The sequence below is a fragment of the Pseudomonas cedrina subsp. cedrina genome, assembly GCF_001983175.1.
In the GTDB taxonomy this organism is placed as follows: Bacteria; Pseudomonadota; Gammaproteobacteria; order Pseudomonadales; family Pseudomonadaceae; genus Aquipseudomonas; species Aquipseudomonas cedrina.
Genome location: NZ_MNPW01000007.1, coordinates 202,287 through 219,209 on the forward strand (window position 1 = coordinate 202,287; position 16,923 = coordinate 219,209).

General features: G+C 63.9%; 16 protein-coding genes and 2 riboswitches. Of the genes, 6 read left to right on the top strand and 10 right to left on the bottom strand.

Features of this window, described 5'->3' with window-relative positions; genetic code table 11:
- Positions 1-38: 38 nt before the first annotated feature.
- The 5 genes from BLL36_RS16415 to BLL36_RS16435 are packed head-to-tail and all read right to left on the bottom strand — an operon-like array spanning position 39 to position 4,696.
- The gene (locus BLL36_RS16415) at positions 39-962 is read right to left on the bottom strand and encodes a tetratricopeptide repeat protein (protein ID WP_076952437.1); all 924 of its coding nucleotides are present in this window, start codon (positions 960-962) and stop codon (positions 39-41) included.
- Positions 962-1,447: a hypothetical protein gene (locus BLL36_RS16420; protein WP_076952438.1), complete on the bottom strand. Its 486-nt coding sequence runs from the start codon at positions 1,445-1,447 to the stop codon at positions 962-964. Before BLL36_RS16420 ends, BLL36_RS16415 begins: the two co-directional genes overlap by 1 nt.
- Positions 1,447-2,796 (bottom strand): ATP-binding protein, encoded by a 1,350-nt coding sequence (locus BLL36_RS16425; RefSeq protein ID WP_076952439.1) that lies wholly within the window; start codon positions 2,794-2,796, stop codon positions 1,447-1,449. The genes BLL36_RS16420 and BLL36_RS16425 overlap by 1 nt, the downstream gene beginning before the upstream one ends.
- A 38-nt stretch (positions 2,797-2,834) precedes the next feature.
- Positions 2,835-3,809, bottom strand: a complete 975-nt coding sequence (locus BLL36_RS16430; protein ID WP_162279251.1) for a metallophosphoesterase — start codon at positions 3,807-3,809, stop codon at positions 2,835-2,837.
- Complete coding sequence (locus tag BLL36_RS16435; protein WP_003217892.1) at positions 3,806-4,696, bottom strand: NAD(+) kinase; 891 nt, start codon at positions 4,694-4,696, stop codon at positions 3,806-3,808. Before BLL36_RS16435 ends, BLL36_RS16430 begins: the two co-directional genes overlap by 4 nt.
- Positions 4,697-4,840: 144 nt before the next feature.
- Here BLL36_RS16435 and BLL36_RS16440 point away from each other — a divergent pair, with 144 nt between their 5' ends.
- Positions 4,841-5,788: a DUF1853 family protein gene (locus BLL36_RS16440; RefSeq protein WP_076952441.1), complete on the top strand. Its 948-nt coding sequence runs from the start codon at positions 4,841-4,843 to the stop codon at positions 5,786-5,788.
- 107 nt (positions 5,789-5,895) lie between these two features.
- Here the strand turns inward: BLL36_RS16440 and BLL36_RS16445 are convergent, their stop codons facing one another.
- From BLL36_RS16445 to cobW, 4 genes are all read right to left on the bottom strand, one after another.
- Positions 5,896-6,498: a vWA domain-containing protein gene (locus BLL36_RS16445; RefSeq protein ID WP_076952583.1), complete on the bottom strand. Its 603-nt coding sequence runs from the start codon at positions 6,496-6,498 to the stop codon at positions 5,896-5,898.
- Positions 6,499-6,551: 53 nt separating this feature from the next.
- Positions 6,552-7,556 (bottom strand): ATP-binding protein, encoded by a 1,005-nt coding sequence (locus tag BLL36_RS16450; protein ID WP_076952442.1) that lies wholly within the window; start codon positions 7,554-7,556, stop codon positions 6,552-6,554.
- 141 nt (positions 7,557-7,697) lie between these two features.
- Positions 7,698-11,459 carry a cobaltochelatase subunit CobN gene (cobN, locus tag BLL36_RS16455; protein WP_076952443.1) on the bottom strand — a complete coding sequence of 1,254 codons (3,762 nt, stop codon included), beginning with the start codon at positions 11,457-11,459 and terminating at the stop codon, positions 7,698-7,700.
- Positions 11,460-11,462: 3 nt separating this feature from the next.
- Complete coding sequence (gene cobW, locus BLL36_RS16460) at positions 11,463-12,524, bottom strand: cobalamin biosynthesis protein CobW (RefSeq protein WP_076952444.1); 1,062 nt, start codon at positions 12,522-12,524, stop codon at positions 11,463-11,465.
- 92 nt (positions 12,525-12,616) lie between these two features.
- Positions 12,617-12,817, bottom strand: a riboswitch (cobalamin riboswitch).
- Positions 12,818-13,044: 227 nt separating this feature from the next.
- Between cobW and BLL36_RS16465 the strand changes: the two genes are divergently transcribed.
- The 5 genes from BLL36_RS16465 (at position 13,045) to cobM (ending at position 15,952) form a co-directional block, all read left to right on the top strand.
- Complete coding sequence (locus BLL36_RS16465; protein WP_169922565.1) at positions 13,045-13,476, top strand: hypothetical protein; 432 nt, start codon at positions 13,045-13,047, stop codon at positions 13,474-13,476.
- Between the two features lie 68 nt (positions 13,477-13,544).
- Positions 13,545-13,746, top strand: a riboswitch (cobalamin riboswitch).
- A gap of 96 nt (positions 13,747-13,842) precedes the next feature.
- Entirely contained in the window at positions 13,843-14,031 is a 189-nt protein-coding gene (locus tag BLL36_RS16470) for a CbtB domain-containing protein (protein WP_076952445.1), read from the top strand.
- A gap of 11 nt (positions 14,032-14,042) precedes the next feature.
- Positions 14,043-14,747 (top strand): CbtA family protein, encoded by a 705-nt coding sequence (locus tag BLL36_RS16475; RefSeq protein WP_076952446.1) that lies wholly within the window; start codon positions 14,043-14,045, stop codon positions 14,745-14,747.
- The gene (locus BLL36_RS16480; RefSeq protein ID WP_076952447.1) at positions 14,744-15,136 is read left to right on the top strand and encodes a cobalamin biosynthesis protein; all 393 of its coding nucleotides are present in this window, start codon (positions 14,744-14,746) and stop codon (positions 15,134-15,136) included. The genes BLL36_RS16475 and BLL36_RS16480 overlap by 4 nt, the downstream gene beginning before the upstream one ends.
- Before the next feature lie 69 nt (positions 15,137-15,205).
- Positions 15,206-15,952, top strand: a complete 747-nt coding sequence (gene cobM / locus BLL36_RS16485; protein ID WP_076952448.1) for a precorrin-4 C(11)-methyltransferase — start codon at positions 15,206-15,208, stop codon at positions 15,950-15,952.
- 212 nt (positions 15,953-16,164) lie between these two features.
- Here the strand turns inward: cobM and nfuA are convergent, their stop codons facing one another.
- Entirely contained in the window at positions 16,165-16,749 is a 585-nt protein-coding gene (nfuA, locus tag BLL36_RS16490) for a Fe-S biogenesis protein NfuA (protein WP_076952449.1), read from the bottom strand.
- Between the last annotated feature and the right edge of the window lie 174 nt (positions 16,750-16,923).

Sequence of the window (16,923 nt, forward strand, 5' to 3'; positions counted from 1 at the left end):
GAGGTTCAGCGAGTACATGGGTGACGGGGCCCGGCCCGTCAGAAATCCTTGGAGAGCTTGACCTGCACAAGCTCCTTGTCCAGCAAGCGCCGGAAGATCTGCGGCGCCGCGAAGGTGTAGGCGGCAAACGCCAGCCACAGCCAATTGACCATCTCGGCCACTTGCGGATAGCCCTGGTCGGTCAAGGTGATCACCGCTACACGGTAGACCACGAACATGCATAACAGCAGGATGACGGCGTGGGTGGCGCTGCGCTCGTTCATCCAGCTGTTGAAACGCCACCAAGTGCCGAGGAACACATTGCTGCGCGCCTTGACGGCCGTGAGCAGGTGCAGCGCTTCCACATTGGTTGCGTTTTCCTGCAGGGCCCAGATCGCGTGATCGCGCGCGCCATTGATATCACCTTTGCGCAGCAAGAGATGCCCAAGCACCACCACCGCCGCCGCATTCGAAGGGTCAGCCTGCAACGCCTGGCGCGCGAACTGATAGGCCTGGTCCCAATGACTGCTGGCGCGGTGGAACTGCGCCATGGCCACCAGGTTGGCAGGATCGTCCGGACCCAGTTCCAAGGCTTTTTCCAGCGGTTCGCGGCTTTGCGCCAGGCGCCCGGTAAGCTGGTAGAGATCCGCCAGGCACCGATAGTTGACCGGGTTGAGCGGCTCCATATCCAGCAGTTGAGTCACATGCTCCTGCGCCAGCTTGAACTTGCGCAACGCGATGGCCACTTGTGCGGCGGCATAGTGCGCCAGCGGCAATTGCGCATCCAGGGCCAAGGCCAGCTGCACTTCACGCTTGGCGGCATGCACGCGGCGCATGTTCATCAAACAGATTGCCAGCAGCGCATGGGCTTCGGCCGAGTCCGGGTCATTGGCCAGCAGTTGGCGCAGCGCGTCGATTGCGCCGTCATTGTGGTCAGCCTGCAGGCGTTGGTAAGCCAGTTGCAGCAGATAGTCGGTATTCATCAGCTCACCACCAGATACCACAGGGTGTATGGCAGCCATTTGACGACCATACCTTTGAGCACGAAGCCACCAATCAACGCCAGAGGTAAACCGAAGCGGTTCAACTCGCCGCCGTAGTACTGGTAAATCTCGATAGTCGCGCTTTGTTGCATATACAGCAGGTAACCCAGGGCAAGTTTCCACACCACCAGCACCAGCAAGGCGTACTGGATCTGCGCCTGGGTCTGCAGATAACCGGCGCCCACCAGTTGCAGCAGCACAAAACCGATCACTACGCTGCCCACCAGCGCCACACCGGCCAGTACCCACTCGCGCACGCGCGTCGGGCTGCCGACCGCAATCGAGTTGAACACGAACCACGGCAAGCCCAGCCACGCGCCGCCCAGCATCAAGCCGAGCAACGGCCAGAACGGCGAAACCGCCCACTTGGCCAAGGCGCCCGGGCGCGGTTCATCTTCGATGCGATAACCACCGTACTGCGCCATCAGCGACCCTTCCCGTGTTTGTCGAGAAAGGCCAGCACTTCGTCGTACTGGTTGCCTTCATTGGCATAACGCGCGTAGTTGCGCGCGGTGGTCAGCCATTCCAGCGTGGTGGCGCGCACCTCTTTCAAGGCCTGCTTGAAATGCCGGTCGCAGATCGACTGCTCGGCGCCGCTCTCGATGGACGCTTCAATGGCCTCATCGGCGGCGGTTTCCACCAACTCGCTGAGGTCGGCGCCGGAGAAGCCCGAGGTGTTCTTGGCCAGGAAGGCAAAGTCGATGTCGTCGGCCATGGGACGACCTTTCATCATTGACTTGAGCATGCTTTCGCGTGCCGGGCGGTCCGGTGGCGGCACAAACAGCACGCGGTCGAACCGGCCGGGGCGACGGAACGCCGAATCCACCGACCAGGGTACGTTGGTCGCGGCAAGGATCAGCACGCCGTGGTTGTCGTTGGTGAAACCGTCCATCTCGGAGAGGAACTGGCTCACCAGCTTGGACGATGTCGACTCGCGGGTATTGGCGCGTTTGCCACCCAGCGCCTCCACCTCGTCGAAAAACATCACCGCCGGCGCCTGCGCCCGCGCCTGTTCGAACAGCGCGTGCAACTTGCGCTCGGATTCGCCGATGTACATGTCGAGCACGTCGGAAATCGCCACGTTGAAAAACGTAGCCTTGCACTCCCCGGCCGTGGCGCGGGCCAGCATGGTCTTGCCGCAGCCCGGTGGGCCATACAGCAGCACGCCGCCGCCGACTTTCTTGCGAAACCGCTGGAACAGGCCGGGTTTCTGGTACGGCAGGATGATTTTTTTGTGGATGGTCTTCTTCAGCTCATCCAGACCGCCGATATCATCAAAGGTCAGGGTTTCGTTTTCCGGCACCAGCAGGCGCACCACTTCGCTCTGATCGGTGTCGTCGTTGGAGATCACACGCAGGCGCGGGCGGCCCTCGGCGCCGGGAAAGTCCACCACCGACACATTCAGGCGACGCCACAATGCCATGTCTTCCAGGGCCGGGTTGGCGTCCACCGCCGCACGGTATTCCACCTGGGCTTCCTTGAAGCGTTCCAGCGCCGCGAGCACGCGCGCCTTGAGCAAGCGCGCGGCAGGGTCGCTCCCCTCGATCAGAGGCAACGCCTTTAGCGCCTGGCCGTCGGCCAGCAGCAGGTGCGCCGCCGCCAGTTTCAGGGCCGAGGCGTCTGGCCATTGCTCGAAGTTGGCAGGTAACAGCTTGAGCCCGCGCGCGTGCTCGCCGCGCTCAAGGCAGGCGCCGAGCAGCACCGTCAGCAGTGCGACGTTACCGGGAGCAGCGGCCAGCGCAGCCTCCAGTTGGTCGAACGTCGAATCATCCATGCAAGTTCCTCAAAAGTACGTGTGCAGCACGCAGGGGCTCATGGAGCCACCTCCGGCCGCTCGACATCGACCCAAACAAACTTGCGTGGGTCGAGGCGGGTTTCCTGGTCCAGGCGATACGCCACCAGCTTGCCGTACAGCACCGCGCTGTAGTCCAGGCAGGCCAGGTTCGGGCGGATCGGGGCCGGTGTGCCGCTGCGCCAGTAATGCCCGACGAATAACAGGGGCTCGTCGACGCCATAGCGCAGCAGGGAATTCTTTTGTGCGCAGGACAGCGGCGTACGCGCCACCGGCTCCGGCAATGCGTCGGGCTGGAACACGATGTCGCCGTAGGTTTTCGGGTCGTCTTCCCAGAACTTGGTGCGGAAGAACGAACGCGTCAGCCCGTCGCCACCGGTCAGCGTGAGGCCGTCGGGCAGGCGCATGTCGGTGCCGCGCAGCAGGCGGTCGAACGCGTTGCAGGCGAAACTGCCCGGCACGGCGGCGGCCTGCAGGAAGTGCTGGTCGATGCAGCCGTCCGGGAAGGTCGCGCGCAGCGGCTCGATCACGCCTTGGTCCCAGCAGGCATGCACCACACGGAAGCGTCCGGCGTCGACGAACAGCGGCATTTCGTAGAACCAGTCGAGGAAGTCGCGCCAGTCGGCGGGGTGCTGCTCGAACTGAGTCAGGGTTTCCTGGATCAGGCGCGCATGCCGTGGGGTGTGCTCGCGCACGAACTGCCGGCCACTGCCGGGCGGCGCCTGGGTGGTCCAGCCCAGCGCATTGAACTCATGGTTGCCCATGATGCACAGCGCCTGGCCGGCCTCGGTCATGTCGTGGACGATGTGCAGCGCCTCACGGATACGCGGGCCACGGTCGATGATATCGCCGAGGAACACCGCCATGCGTGACGGATGACGCCAGGTACCGCCCTGCTTGTGGTAGCCCAGCAGGTCGAGCAAGTGCTCGAGGGTATGGGCGCATCCGTGCACGTCACCAATCAGGTCGTAGCTACGCGCGGGATCGAGCATCAGTCGCCTCCACCCCCCAAGCGGCTGCCCCAGCCCAGCTTGGTGCGGCACACTTCGTAGTAGTTGTGATCCAGCGGGTGGATCAGCCGCAGTTTCTGCGCCTTTTTGCTCACGGTGATGGTGTCACCGGGCGCACAGGTGAAATGGTTCTGCCCGTCGCAGGAGACTTGCGGGTAAATCTGCATGTCTTTGGACACCACTATCTTCAGCTCACTATTGCCATCGACCACAATGGGCCTGCTGGACAACATATGGGGATACATCGGCACGATCACAATGGCATCCAGCTTGGGATGCATGATCGGGCCACCCGCCGACAGCGCGTAGGCCGTGGAGCCGGTCGGCGTGGCGACGATCAGGCCGTCGGCCTTCTGGCTGCACACGAACTGACCGTCTATATAGAGTTCGAATTCGATCATGCGCGTGGATTTGCCGGGGTGCAGCACCACGTCGTTGAGGGCATCGCCCTGGCCGATGGCTTCACCGTGACGGCGCACTTCGGCCTGCAGCAAAAAGCGGTTTTCCACCAGGTAATGGCCGTCGAGCACCTTGGCCACTTCGACTTCCAGCTCATCGGGGCGGATATCGGTCAGGAACCCCAGGCTGCCCCGGTTGATCCCCAGCACCGGCACGTTGTGCCGCGCCAGGGCGCGGGCGGCGCCAAGCAGGCTGCCATCGCCACCGACCACGATGACCATGTCGCAGACTTCGCCGAGCATCTTGCGCGACGAGGTCTGCAGGCCATGGCCCGGCAGGATTTCAGCGATGGTGTCTTCGAGGATCACGTGCAGGTGGCGTTCCAGCAGGAATTTTTTCAGCCGGCGGACGGTGTCCAACACCTGGGTACTGCCCAGGCGACCGATGATGCCGATATTGCGAAATTGCTCCATGGGGCTCCCGCGGGATTGGGGTGTGGCAAAAAAGAACGATTATGGGCGAAAGGCCGCGTCAGGCAAAATCCTTTGTCGCCATGAACCCTTGATGACAACGGTTCTCAGCCACCCTCACTGAAGTTAAAAGGCTATGCTCGGACCATGACTGTGTTCCCGGATCTGCACAACCTGCCCCGCCAGCTGCGCCACCCCGAAGTGCGCGACCTGGCGTGGGTGATCCTTGCACCGCCGATGCTGGCGCAGACGCCCTGGCCGCAACGCCACCCGCTGGCCGGCAGCGATTGGGTGCGGGCGCCGCAGATGCTTGAACAGTGGCTTCGCCAGCTCGACCAGGACAGCAGCGCCTTGCAGCAGTGGCTGAGCCTGGCCCGCACCCGTCGCCTGGGCCTGTATTACGAACGCCTGTGGCAGTTCGCGGTGCAGCACGCACCGGGCGTTGAGCTGTTGGCCGCCAACCTGCCGATCCGCCGCGCCGGGCACACCCTCGGCGAGCTGGACATGGTGCTGCGCGACCGCGATGGCGTGCATCACCTGGAACTGGCGATCAAACTCTACCTGGGCCCCCAGGACGGCAACGGCCAGGACCCGGCGCAGTGGCTCGGGCCGGGTTGCCATGACCGGCTGGACCGCAAGCTCGCGCACCTGGCCCAGCATCAATTGCCGATATCAGCGGGAACGGAGAGCCGTGAGGCGTTGGCCGCGTTGGACATCCAGCAGTTCGATGCGCATTTGTGGCTGGGCGGGTATTTGCTGTACCCCTGGCCCGGCGAAGCCCTGGCGCCTGGCGGTGCTCATCCGCAGCATCTGCGGGGCCGTTGGTTGCATCAACGTGATTGGCTGCGATTTGTCGGCACGCGCCCGCCCGGCCGCTGGCAGCCCTTGCCCCGGCATGCCTGGCTGGCACCGGCGCATTACCTGGCGGATGAAGTGTGGAGCGAGGAGCAGATGCAGGGTTGGCTGGCCGACCTCGACCCGATGGCCCCGGCGCAGTTGCTGGTGCGGCTGGTTCAGGTCGATGAGGAATGGGAAGAGGCCGAGCGGTTGTTTCTGGTGGCGGATCTTTGGCCGAATGTGCCGGGGGCTGGCTGACAGGTTTGTGGTGCAGTTGAAGGCCTCATCGCAGGCAAGCCAGCTCCCACATTGAAATGCATTCCCCTGTGGGAGCTGGCTTGCCTGCGATGACAACGGTCCAGGCGCTACATACTGTCAATATGCCGATAATCCAACTGCAACCCAACCGCCAGCGCTTGAGCCCTTCCCAGCCTGATCGGCCCACGCTCGATATCCACCAGCAGCCCCGGGCACTCCAGCACGGGTAATCCAGCCACATCCTTCAGCCGTCCATCGGTAATCACCAGCAATCGCTGCTGCTCCGCCGGATAGCGCTTGCGCCGCGCCGCCAGCCATTGCCCGGCCTCAGCCAGTGCCGCCAGCAACGGCGTGCCGCCGCCCGCGCCCAGTTGCTCCAGCCAGCCCGCCAGGCTCTTCGCCGCCTTCAATCCCTGCACCTGCCATGTGGGCGACTGCCCGCTCGCCGTCAATAACGCCATGCGCGCCCGCTGGCGGTAAGCGTCATCAAACAGTTGCGCCAGCAGGCCCTTGGCGTCAGTGAGTGCACGATGCCGGCGGGTGGACGCCGACGCATCGACAATCACCAGCCACAATTCATGGGCCGAGCGAGTGCGCAGGTGAAACCGCAAATCCTCACGGGATTGCGGCCGACCGCCGAGCAAGGTGCCCGGCCAATCGATCGAGCCCTGCCTGGCACTGCGCGCCTTGCCCTGCCTGCCGCTGTCCAGTCGGCCCGACTTGGGCCGGGCATCCGCCCCCGTGTCAGGCCGGGGGCGAATGCCTAGGGCTTTTTTGGCCAGCTCGGCACGTCGCGGCGAGCACCCGTGGGCAACGCCGCTGCGGGCATGTCGCCCCACTGGCCCTGGCCTTGGGCCGGCGAGGTGTTGGAGGCTTCAGGCGACTGCCCTTCGCTCGGCGGGCTGGCCGGGGGCGCTTGCTCTTGTCGGCGATGGCGCAGGGCAAATTCGGCAACCGCTTCGATGTCTTGCTCAGCGATAGCGCTGGCGCCGCGCCAAGCGGCATGGGCCCTGGCGCCGCGCAGCCAGACCAGGTCCGCGCGCAGCCCATCGACACCGGCGGCGAAACACCGCTCGGTGATCTGCGCCAGCGCCTGGTCATCCAGTTCGATACGGTCCAACTGCGCCCGCGCCTGGGTGCAACGCTCACGCAGCGCCGCCTGCGGTTCGGCCCATTGCGCGCAGAACCCAGCCGGGTCGCTGTCGAAATCCAGGCGACGACGGATGATCTGCCCGCGTTCGGCCGGCAAGGTCTGCCCGGTCAGCGCCACGTTGAAACCAAAGCGGTCGAGCAGTTGCGGGCGCAACTCGCCCTCCTCCGGGTTCATCGTGCCGATCAACACGAAGCGCGCCGAATGGCGATGGGAAATACCGTCGCGCTCGATCAGGTTGGTGCCGCTGGCGGCCACATCCAGCAGCAGGTCCACCAGGTGATCGGGCAGCAAGTTGACCTCATCGACGTAGAGTACGCCGCCGTCAGCCTTGGCCAGCACGCCCGGGGAAAACTGCGCGCGGCCTTCGCCGAGCGCGGCGTCCAGATCCAAGGTGCCGACAAGGCGCTCTTCGGTGGCGCCCAACGGCAGCGTGACGAACTGGCCGCTGGCCAACAGATCGGCCAACCCGCGCGCCAGGGTCGACTTGGCCATGCCACGCGGGCCTTCGATCAACACGCCGCCGATTTTGGGGTCGATGGCGGCCAGGCACAGCGCCAGTTTCAAATCGTCGGCACCGACCACGGCGGACAGCGGGAAATGGGGAGTATCAGTCATGCGAATCCTCGGTCATGGATCGTTCCCACGCTCCCGCGTGGGAACGCCTCAGTGGACGCTCTGCGTCCGCTTTTGTGACGCCGAGCGTCACGGGCTGCATTCCCACGCGGAGCGTGGGAACGATCAGTCAGGCGCGGCATCTCAGCTGTCTTCCTCTATATCCAGCAACAGGTTTTCCAGCGCCTCGCGGTAGGCCCCCGGCTCTTTCCACATGCCGCGCTGCTGGGCTTCGAGCATGCGTTCGGTCATGTCGCGCAGGGCATCGGGGTTGTGCTGTTGCACAAAGTCCCGGGTGTCGGGGTCGAGCAGGTAGGCATCGGCGAGCAAGGCGTATTGGTGATCGTCAATCAGTGCCGTGGTGGCGTCGAAGGCGAACAGATTGTCCACCGTCGCTGCCATCTCGAATGCACCTTTATAGCCGTGGCGCTTCACACCCTCGATCCACTTGGGGTTGGCGGCGCGGGAACGGATCACCCGGTTCAGCTCTTCCTTCAGGGTACGGATCTTCGGCAGGTCCGGCTGGCTATGGTCGCCATGGTAACTGGCGGCCTTGTCGCCACTCAGGGTTTCGACGGCGGCGAGCATGCCACCCTGGAATTGGTAATAATCGTTGGAATCGAGCAGGTCGTGCTCGCGGTTGTCCTGGTTCTGCAACACCGCCTGCACCTGGCTCAGGCGCTGGGCGAATTGCTCGCGGGCGGCGGTGCCTTCGTCGGACCCGCCATAGGCGTAGCCGCCCCAATTCAGGTAGACCTCGGCCAAATCTTCGCGGCTTTGCCACAGGCGACCGTCAATCGCGCCCTGCACGCCCGCGCCATAGGCGCCGGGCTTGGCGCCGAAGATGCGCCAGCCGGCCTGCCTGGCGGCCGCCGTCTGGTCCAGGCCGGACTTGAGCAGGGCTTCACGCTCACTGCGCACTTTGGCGGCCAGCGGGTTCATGTCATCCGGCTCATCCAGCGCGGCCACCGCCTGCACCGCCGCGTCGAACAAGCGAATCAGGTTGGCGAAGGCATCACGGAAAAAGCCGGACACACGCAGCGTCACATCCACGCGCGGGCGGTCGAGCAGGCTGATCGGCAGGATTTCAAAGTCGTCCACCCTCTGGCTGCCCGTCGCCCATACGGGGCGCACGCCCATCAACGCCATGGCCTGGGCGATATCATCGCCGCCGGTACGCATGGTGGCGGTACCCCAGACCGACAGGCCGAGCTGGCGCAAGTGGTCGCCGTGGTCCTGCAGGTGCCGTTCCAGTATCAGGTTGGCCGACTGGAAGCCAATGCGCCAGGCGGTGGTGGTGGGCAGGTTGCGCACGTCGACGCTGAAAAAGTTACGCCCGGTCGGCAGCACATCGAGGCGCCCGCGACTCGGTGCGCCACTGGGGCCGGCGGGCACAAAGCGGCCGTTGAGGGCATCCAGCAACCCACGCATCTCCGCCGGGCCGCAGGCGTCCAGGCGTGGCGCAACCACGCTAAGCAGGCTTGCGATCACCGCCTTCACGTCCTCCCAACCGGGCGCGTCCAACTGTTCCAGCGGCCCTTGCAGCGCCTGCTCGATCAAGCGGGCCGCGTACAGCTCCAGGCGCTCGCGGGTATCGCCGGCGGTGCGCCACCGCTGCGCGTCGATCTGCTGCAATACCTGCGGGCGGCGTTCGGTCCAGGGTTCGGCCAGGGCGCAATCGAGCGGATCAAAGCCCAGCTCGAACGCCTTGGCCAATGCGCGCAGCAAACTCGATTGCGCGCCGCGGCCATCGCCACGCGGGATGCGCAGCAAGGCAAGCAAGGTGTCGATTCGCAGACGGCCTTGAGGCGACTCGCCAAAGATGTGCAGGCCGTCACGGATCTGCGACTCCTTCAAATCGCACAGGTACGTGTCCAGGCGCGGCAGCCACACGGCCGCATCGGCATCGCTCTCCAGCTCCAGCTCCTGGTCGATACGGGTTTCGCGCACCAGTTTGAGGATGTCTTTCTGCAGCTCCAGCGCACGGCGTGGATCGAGCAGCTGTGCTTCGTAATACTCGTCGGCCAACAGTTCGAGGTTACGCAACGGACCATAGGTTTCGGCGCGGGTCAGGGGTGGCATCAGGTGGTCGATGATGACCGCCTGGGTGCGCCGCTTGGCTTGGGCGCCCTCCCCTGGATCGTTGACGATGAACGGGTAGATATTCGGCAACGGCCCCAACAGTGCATCGGGCCAGCAGTTTTCCGAGAGGCCGACACCCTTGCCCGGCAGCCATTCCAGGTTGCCGTGCTTGCCCACGTGGATGACCGCATGGGCGCCATAGGTGTGGCGCAACCAGAAGTAGAACGCCAGGTAACCGTGGGGCGGCACCAGGTCCGGGTCGTGGTAAACGGCGCTGGCATCCACCTGATAACCCCGCGCCGGCTGGATGCCGACAAAGGTCAGGCCCAGGCGCAGGCCGGCGATCATCAGGCGGCCGTCGCGGAACATCGGGTCTTGATGCGGCGCGCCCCAGCGCGTCAGTACCGCCTGGCGATTGGCTTCGGGCAGGCGCTTGAACATCGCCTCGTAGGCGTCCAGGTCCAGGCTTTGATGGCAGGGACGCAGGTCGAGGCTGTCGAGGTCGTTGGTCACGCCGCCGAGCAGCGCGTGGATCAGCTCAGTGCCGCTGTCGGGCAACACGTGCGGCAGCGGATAGCCTTCGGCTTGCAGGGCACGCAGGATATTCAGCGCCGCCGCCGGCGTATCCAGGCCGACCCCATTGCCGATACGGCCGTCGCGGGTCGGGTAGTTGGCGAGGATCAGCGCGACGCGTTTGTCTGCGTTAGCCACCTGCGCCAGTTCGACCCAGCGGCGCGCCAGCTCGGCGACAAAATCCATGCGCTCGGGCGCGGCGCGATAGCACACCACGTCCGACTGGCTGCGCTCGCTGCGCCAGGCCAGGTCCTTGAAGCTGATCGGCCGGCTGATGATGCGCCCGTCCAGTTCCGGCAAGGCGATGTGCATCGCCAGGTCGCGTGGGCCGAGGCCTTGCTCGCTGGCCTCCCAACCGGGCTGGTTGTCCTGGGCGCAGATCGCCTGGATCACCGGGATATTGCGGCGAAACGGGCGCAGGTGCGGCGCCTCCGGGCTGGATTGGGCAAACCCGGTGGTGTTCAGGATCACCGCCGCGCCGACTTCATCCAGCCAGTCCTCGACGGTCGCCAGGCAACCCGGCTCTTTGAGGCTGGCCACCGCCATCGGCAACGGGTTCAGCCCCGCGGCTTGCAAGCGCTGGCAGAACACCTCGATGAATCCGGTGTTGGCCGCCTGCAAATGTGAGCGATAGAACAGCACCGCCGCCACCGGCCAGTCGGCATTCCAGTCCGCCTGCCAGTCGCTCAGGCGGGCATTGGCGTGGCGCGGATGGTAAATCGCAGTGCGCGGCAGGGTTTGCGGCTCGGCCCAGGCGTAGTCGCGGCCCAGGTAACCGGCGGCCAGGCATCGATAGAAATCCAGGGCATTGGCCAGCCCGCCCTGGCGCAGGAAGTGCCAGAGGCGGTCGCGTTCCTGCGGCCCTACGGTGCTGAGGCCGCTGAGCTCCGGGTCCGGACGATCGTCTCCCGGCACCAGGATCAGCTGTACGCCGCGCTCGGCCAATTCCACCAGGCGCTCAATGCCGTAGCGCCAATAGCCGATGCCACCGTGCAGCGAAATCAGGATGACCTTGGCATGGCGCAGCACTTCATCAACGTACAGGTCGACCGACGCGTGGTTCTGCACCTGCATCGGGTTGGCCAGGCGAAAGGTCGGGTAATCGCCCGGCAGTTGCTGCGCCGCTTCGGCAAGCAGCGCCAGGCTGGAGTCGCCGCTGCACAGGATCACCAGTTCAGCGGGGGTCTGGCCAAGGTCGGCGATGTTGTCGTCCGAGACGAAACCACCGGGCTGGGTCCTGAGCAGGTGCATGGATCAGGCGCTGAGGGCGGCGCGCAGTTGCGCTTCTAGGCCGGCGGCGTCCAGGTCCTGGCCGATCAGCACCAGGCGTGTGACGCGCGCTTCGTCAAAGCCCCAGGCGCGGTCGAAATGCTTGTCGAACCGCGTGCCCACGCCCTGGATCAGCAGGCGCATCGGTTTGTTCGGGATCGCCGCGAAACCCTTGACGCGCAGGATGCCGTGCTGCACCACCAATTGGGCCAGGGCATCGAGCAGCAGGGCTTCGTCGGCTTGCGGCAGGTCGATGGAGATGGAGTCGAAGGCGTCGTGATCGTGGTCATCCTCACCTTCATGGTGATGATCGTGATGGCTGTGGCGTCCGTCGATGTGCTCCTCGGAGCCGGCGCCCAGGCCGATCAGCACATCCAGCGGCACGCGACCGCTGCTGGCTTCGATGACTTTCACCGCCGGCGGCAATTCCTCGGCGACTTCCAGGCGCACGCGGGCCAGGTCTTCGGGGCTGATCAGGTCGGCCTTGTTGAGGATCACCAGGTCGGCGCTGGCCAGTTGGTCGGCGAACAGCTCGTGCAGCGGCGATTCGTGGTCCAGGTTCGGGTCGAGTTTGCGCTGGGCATCCACCTGGTCCGGGAAAGCGGCGAACGTGCCGGCCGCCACGGCCGGGCTGTCGACCACGGTGATTACCGCGTCAACGGTGCAGGCGCTGCGGATTTCCGGCCACTGGAAGGCTTGCACCAAGGGTTTTGGCAGGGCCAGGCCCGAGGTTTCGATGAGGATATGGTCAAGGTCTGCGCGACGCGCCACCAATTCACGCATCACCGGGAAGAACTCTTCCTGCACGGTGCAGCACAGGCAGCCGTTGGCCAGCTCATAGACGCGGCCGTTGGCTTCTTCTTCGGTGCAACCGATGGAGCACTGCTTGAGAATTTCACCGTCGATGCCCAGCTCGCCGAATTCATTGACGATCACCGCGATACGCCGGCCCTGGGCATTGTCGAGCATATGCCGCAGCAACGTGGTTTTGCCCGAACCGAGGAAGCCGGTAACGATGGTGACGGGAAGTTTGGCCAGTGTTTTCATCGGATGCCCTTTGGGGCGGGCATACGGGACGATAGGCCCTGCGACGGCGCGCAGCAGCGGATTTCGTCACCGGATCACCCCGCCCGGTTGAATTGAAAATCGGTTGCGAGGCAGGTCTCCTGGCTTGGGGCTTGCGGGTCTTGCGACCGGCACCGGCTGCGCCTTCCCGCCCGTTGAGGCAGTGGCGTGGCAGTCGGATAAACCCTTCACAGTTGCGGGGGCAGCCGCGGCTTGAACCGCGTTCCCTTCTTAGCTTCGACCTGGGTCGAAGAACCTCGAGGGTGCAAGGCTACGCAGTGCGTGGGGGCGGGTCAATGTTGGCGATGCCGGACTTGCCGCTCACGCTTGGCTCCTCCCCCACACAACACCGAAATTATCCTCTTGGCGACGTGAAACACTGGGAAAGACTTCCCCGGGAACGCCTCGGCAGCGGGCGCCACCTATCAAAGCAACTGCCGTCGATCAACGTGATTGACAACAGGACTGCCACTCTACTGTCATCAATCAAGAGTCATTCAGAATGCTGCCAATCACCAACCTCAACACGCCGCTGTCATTCTCCGGCAGCTCGCCCGAGCATACGGTGCAGAAACGCTCGACGTCGAACTTCCCAAACCCGCACTGCAATGTAGGCAACAAACACCTGCTCAGCATGATTAAAGAGCATTTCCGGGAGTACGCTGCGGGCGCTGACGATCAGTATGTAAACTTCAACGAACTGAAAGAAGCAGCGGGATTGCGCCCTACCACCCGAACGTTTTCCGCAGAAGCAACCGCAGCGGCCAAAGAACTGCTTGAACGGCCCAAACTGCTGCGTGATCTGGATATAGGCATCGGTTTCCTGGGGTTTCCGGGAAATGAGGATCAGCGATTTGACATCGAAAACCTTGATTACCTGATCCGGGCCAACCGCAGGACTGTGACCTTCTGCAGGCAAGGGAAGTGGATTTGATCGCTTTTACCCAACACGCTCATGACAGGCACGCCCTGGATTTGACGCACGTTGGCCGCGCGTGTTCTCCTGAACATCTTGTTTCGGGTGCCCTTCACAGGGTGAAACGGGAAACCGGTGCGTCATAGCGTTATGACCAGTCCGGTGCTGCCCCCGCAACGGTAAGCGAGCGAAGCGTCATATCCACTGTGCCCCAGGCATGGGAAGGCGACGTTTTCAGGCAATAAGCCCCTCGCAAGCCCGGAGACCGGCCCGAAAAATCAGATAACAAACCCGCGGTGGGCGGGCGCTGTTCAGAACCCTGCATGCCTGGCTCGCAGGGTTTTCATGCGCCCGTTCGCTCAAGACATTTGAAAGGGACGCGCCATGTCGATCATCAGCAGCACCTCGCACTCCGCCAGCAGCACCACGACCCTGAGCCAACGCCTGGCCGCCGCCATCGGTGCGTCGATTCTCGGCGTTTGCCTTGTGTATTTCGCCGGTTTCTCGCACATCGAGGCGGTGCACAATGCTGCCCACGATACCCGCCACAGCGCCGCGTTCCCGTGCCACTGAGGCCTGCCGACATGATCAAGCGTATTGCGCAAACCGCAGGTTTTACCGGCCTTTTGGCTGCCTTGCTGCTGACCCTGTTGCAAAGTTTCTGGGTGGCCCCGTTGATTCTGCAGGCGGAAACCTTTGAACAGGCCCCGGCTGTCACTGAAGTTGCGCACGGGCATGCTGCCGGCGCTGCGGCGCACACCCACGACGCCGAAGCCTGGGAGCCGGAAGATGGCTGGCAGCGCGTGCTGTCCACCACGGGCGGCAATCTGGTCGTCGCTGTCGGTTTTGCCTTGATGCTCGCAGGCCTCTACACCTTGCGTGCTCCAACCCGTACCGCCCATGGGCTGCTGTGGGGCCTGGCCGGCTATGCCACCTTTGTATTGGCGCCGACCCTGGGCCTGCCGCCCGAGCTGCCGGGCACCGCCGCCGCTGACCTGGCGCAGCGGCAGATCTGGTGGATCGGCACCGCCGCGTCTACCGCTGTTGGAATCGCCCTGGTCGTGTTTGGCCGCAACTGGCTGCTCAAGGTGCTGGGTGTGGCGATCCTGGTCGTTCCCCATGTGATCGGCGCGCCGCAGCCGCTGGTGCATTCGATGCTGGCGCCCGAGGCGCTGGAAACGCAGTTCAAGACAGCTTCGCAGCTGACCAACGTCGCATTCTGGCTGGCCCTGGGCCTGATCAGCGCCTGGTTGTTCCGGCGCAACCGCGACGGTCAATACTCGGCATGACCCTGGTGGTCGGCCTGGGTTGCCAGCGGGGTTGCGACGTTCACGCCCTGCTGGCCCTGTTTGACGGCGCCCTCGCCGAGGGCGGAGTCGAGCGCCAACAGGTAACCGCGCTGGCCAGTATCGATCGCAGACAAGACGAGCCGGGATTAATCGCCTTGGCGCGCTTGTTGAAACTGCCTTTACGCTGCTTCAGCGCAGAACAATTGGCGTTTTATAAAGACCGCCTGAGCCACAAATCCGACGTCGCCTTTGCCCATACCGGCTGTTACGGCGTCGCCGAAAGCGCCGCCCTGGCCCTGGCCGAAGACCTCTCCAACGCCCCAGCCTATCTGCGGATCACCCGCAAAAAAGCCGCCCAGGCCACCTTTGCATTGGCGTGGACCGGCTGAAACCCGATAATCGCCCTCTGCAATCATGAGCAATCTTCATGCTCATGCGTTTTTTGAACAGGATTTTCCATGACCGTCTACTTCATTGGTGCCGGCCCCGGCGACCCGGAATTGATCACCGTCAAAGGCCAGCGACTGATCCGCAGTTGCCCGGTGATCATCTACGCCGGCTCGCTGGTGCCGGCGGCGGTGCTGGAAGGCCATCAGGCGGAACAGGTGGTCAACAGTGCCGAATTGCACCTCGAGCAGATCATCGACCTGATCAAGACTGCACACGCGCAAGGCCACGACGTGGCGCGCGTGCACTCCGGCGATCCGAGCCTGTATGGGGCGATCGGCGAGCAGATCCGCCATCTGCGCGAGCTGGGCATCCCGTTCCAGATCATTCCCGGCGTCACGGCGGTAGCGGCGTGCGCGGCGTTGCTGGAGACCGAGTTGACCCTGCCGGACGTCGCCCAGAGCGTGATCCTGACCCGCTATGCCGAAAAGACCCGCATGCCGGCCGGTGAAGATTTCGACAGCCTGGCGCGGCATGGCACCACCATGGCAATTCACCTGGGAGTCAACCATCTGGAGAAGATCGTCGCCGAACTGCTGCCGCACTATGGCGGCGATTGCCCGATTGCCGTGGTGCACCGGGCGACCTGGCCGGATCAGGATTGGGCGCTGGGGACGTTGAGTGATATCGGCGAAAAGGTCGCGGCCAAAGGCTTTCGGCGCACGGCGCTGATCATTGTGGGGCGGGTGCTGGCCAACGATAGCTTCAGTGAGTCGTCGCTGTATCGGGCTGGCCATGCGCACCTGTATCGCCCCTGACTACTAAATGTAATCAAAAAGGTGGGAGCTGGCTTGCCTGCGATAGCGGTGTGTCAGAGGCCAAATCTGCTGGCTGGCACACCGTTATCGCAGGCAAGCCAGCTCCCACAGTTAATGCGGTTTGTCTGATAGATATCGCAAGACATTGAATTTAAAACATAAAAAACGGCGCTCACGGGGCGCCGTTTTTTCGTTCGCAGTGAACACCTTACTCAGTAGTAGGCATTTTCTTTCTGCGTGTGGTCGGTCACGTCACGCACACCTTTGAGCTCGGGGATACGCTCGAGCAGCGTGCGCTCGATGCCTTCGCGCAGGGTCACGTCCGCCTGGCCGCAGCCCTGGCAGCCGCCGCCGAACTTGAGCACGGCGATGCCGTCCTCCACCACGTCGATCAGGCTGACCTGGCCGCCATGGCTGGCCAAGCCAGGGTTGATCTCGGTTTGCAGGTAGTAGTTGATGCGGTCGTTCACCGGGCTGTCGGCGTTGACGCTCGGCACCTTGGCGTTCGGCGCCTTGATGGTCAACTGGCCGCCCATGCGATCAGTGGCGTAGTCAACCACGGCGTCATCCAGGAAGGCTTCGCTGAAGGCGTCGATATACGCGGTGAAGCTTTTGAGCCCCAGGGCGGTGTCTTCAGGTTTCTCTTCGCCGGGCTTGCAGTAGGCAATGCAAGTCTCGGCGTACTGGGTGCCGGGTTGGGTGATAAAGACGCGAATGCCGATACCCGGGGTGTTCTGCTTGGACAGCAGGTCAGCCAGGTAATCATGGGCGGCGTCGGTAATGGTAATGGCAGTCATGGAAACTCCTCACAGGCTTGCCCGCAGTTTACGCCAAAATATTACGCAGGTACAAAGTCCTAGTATTTTCGTCGGAAAAGCCCAGCGCGCCTGACAGACGTTCTCGTTTGAGAGGACAGTATCAGGCCGATGCATGCGCCGAACAACATGAGCGAAATTCAAGAAAAACCTGCC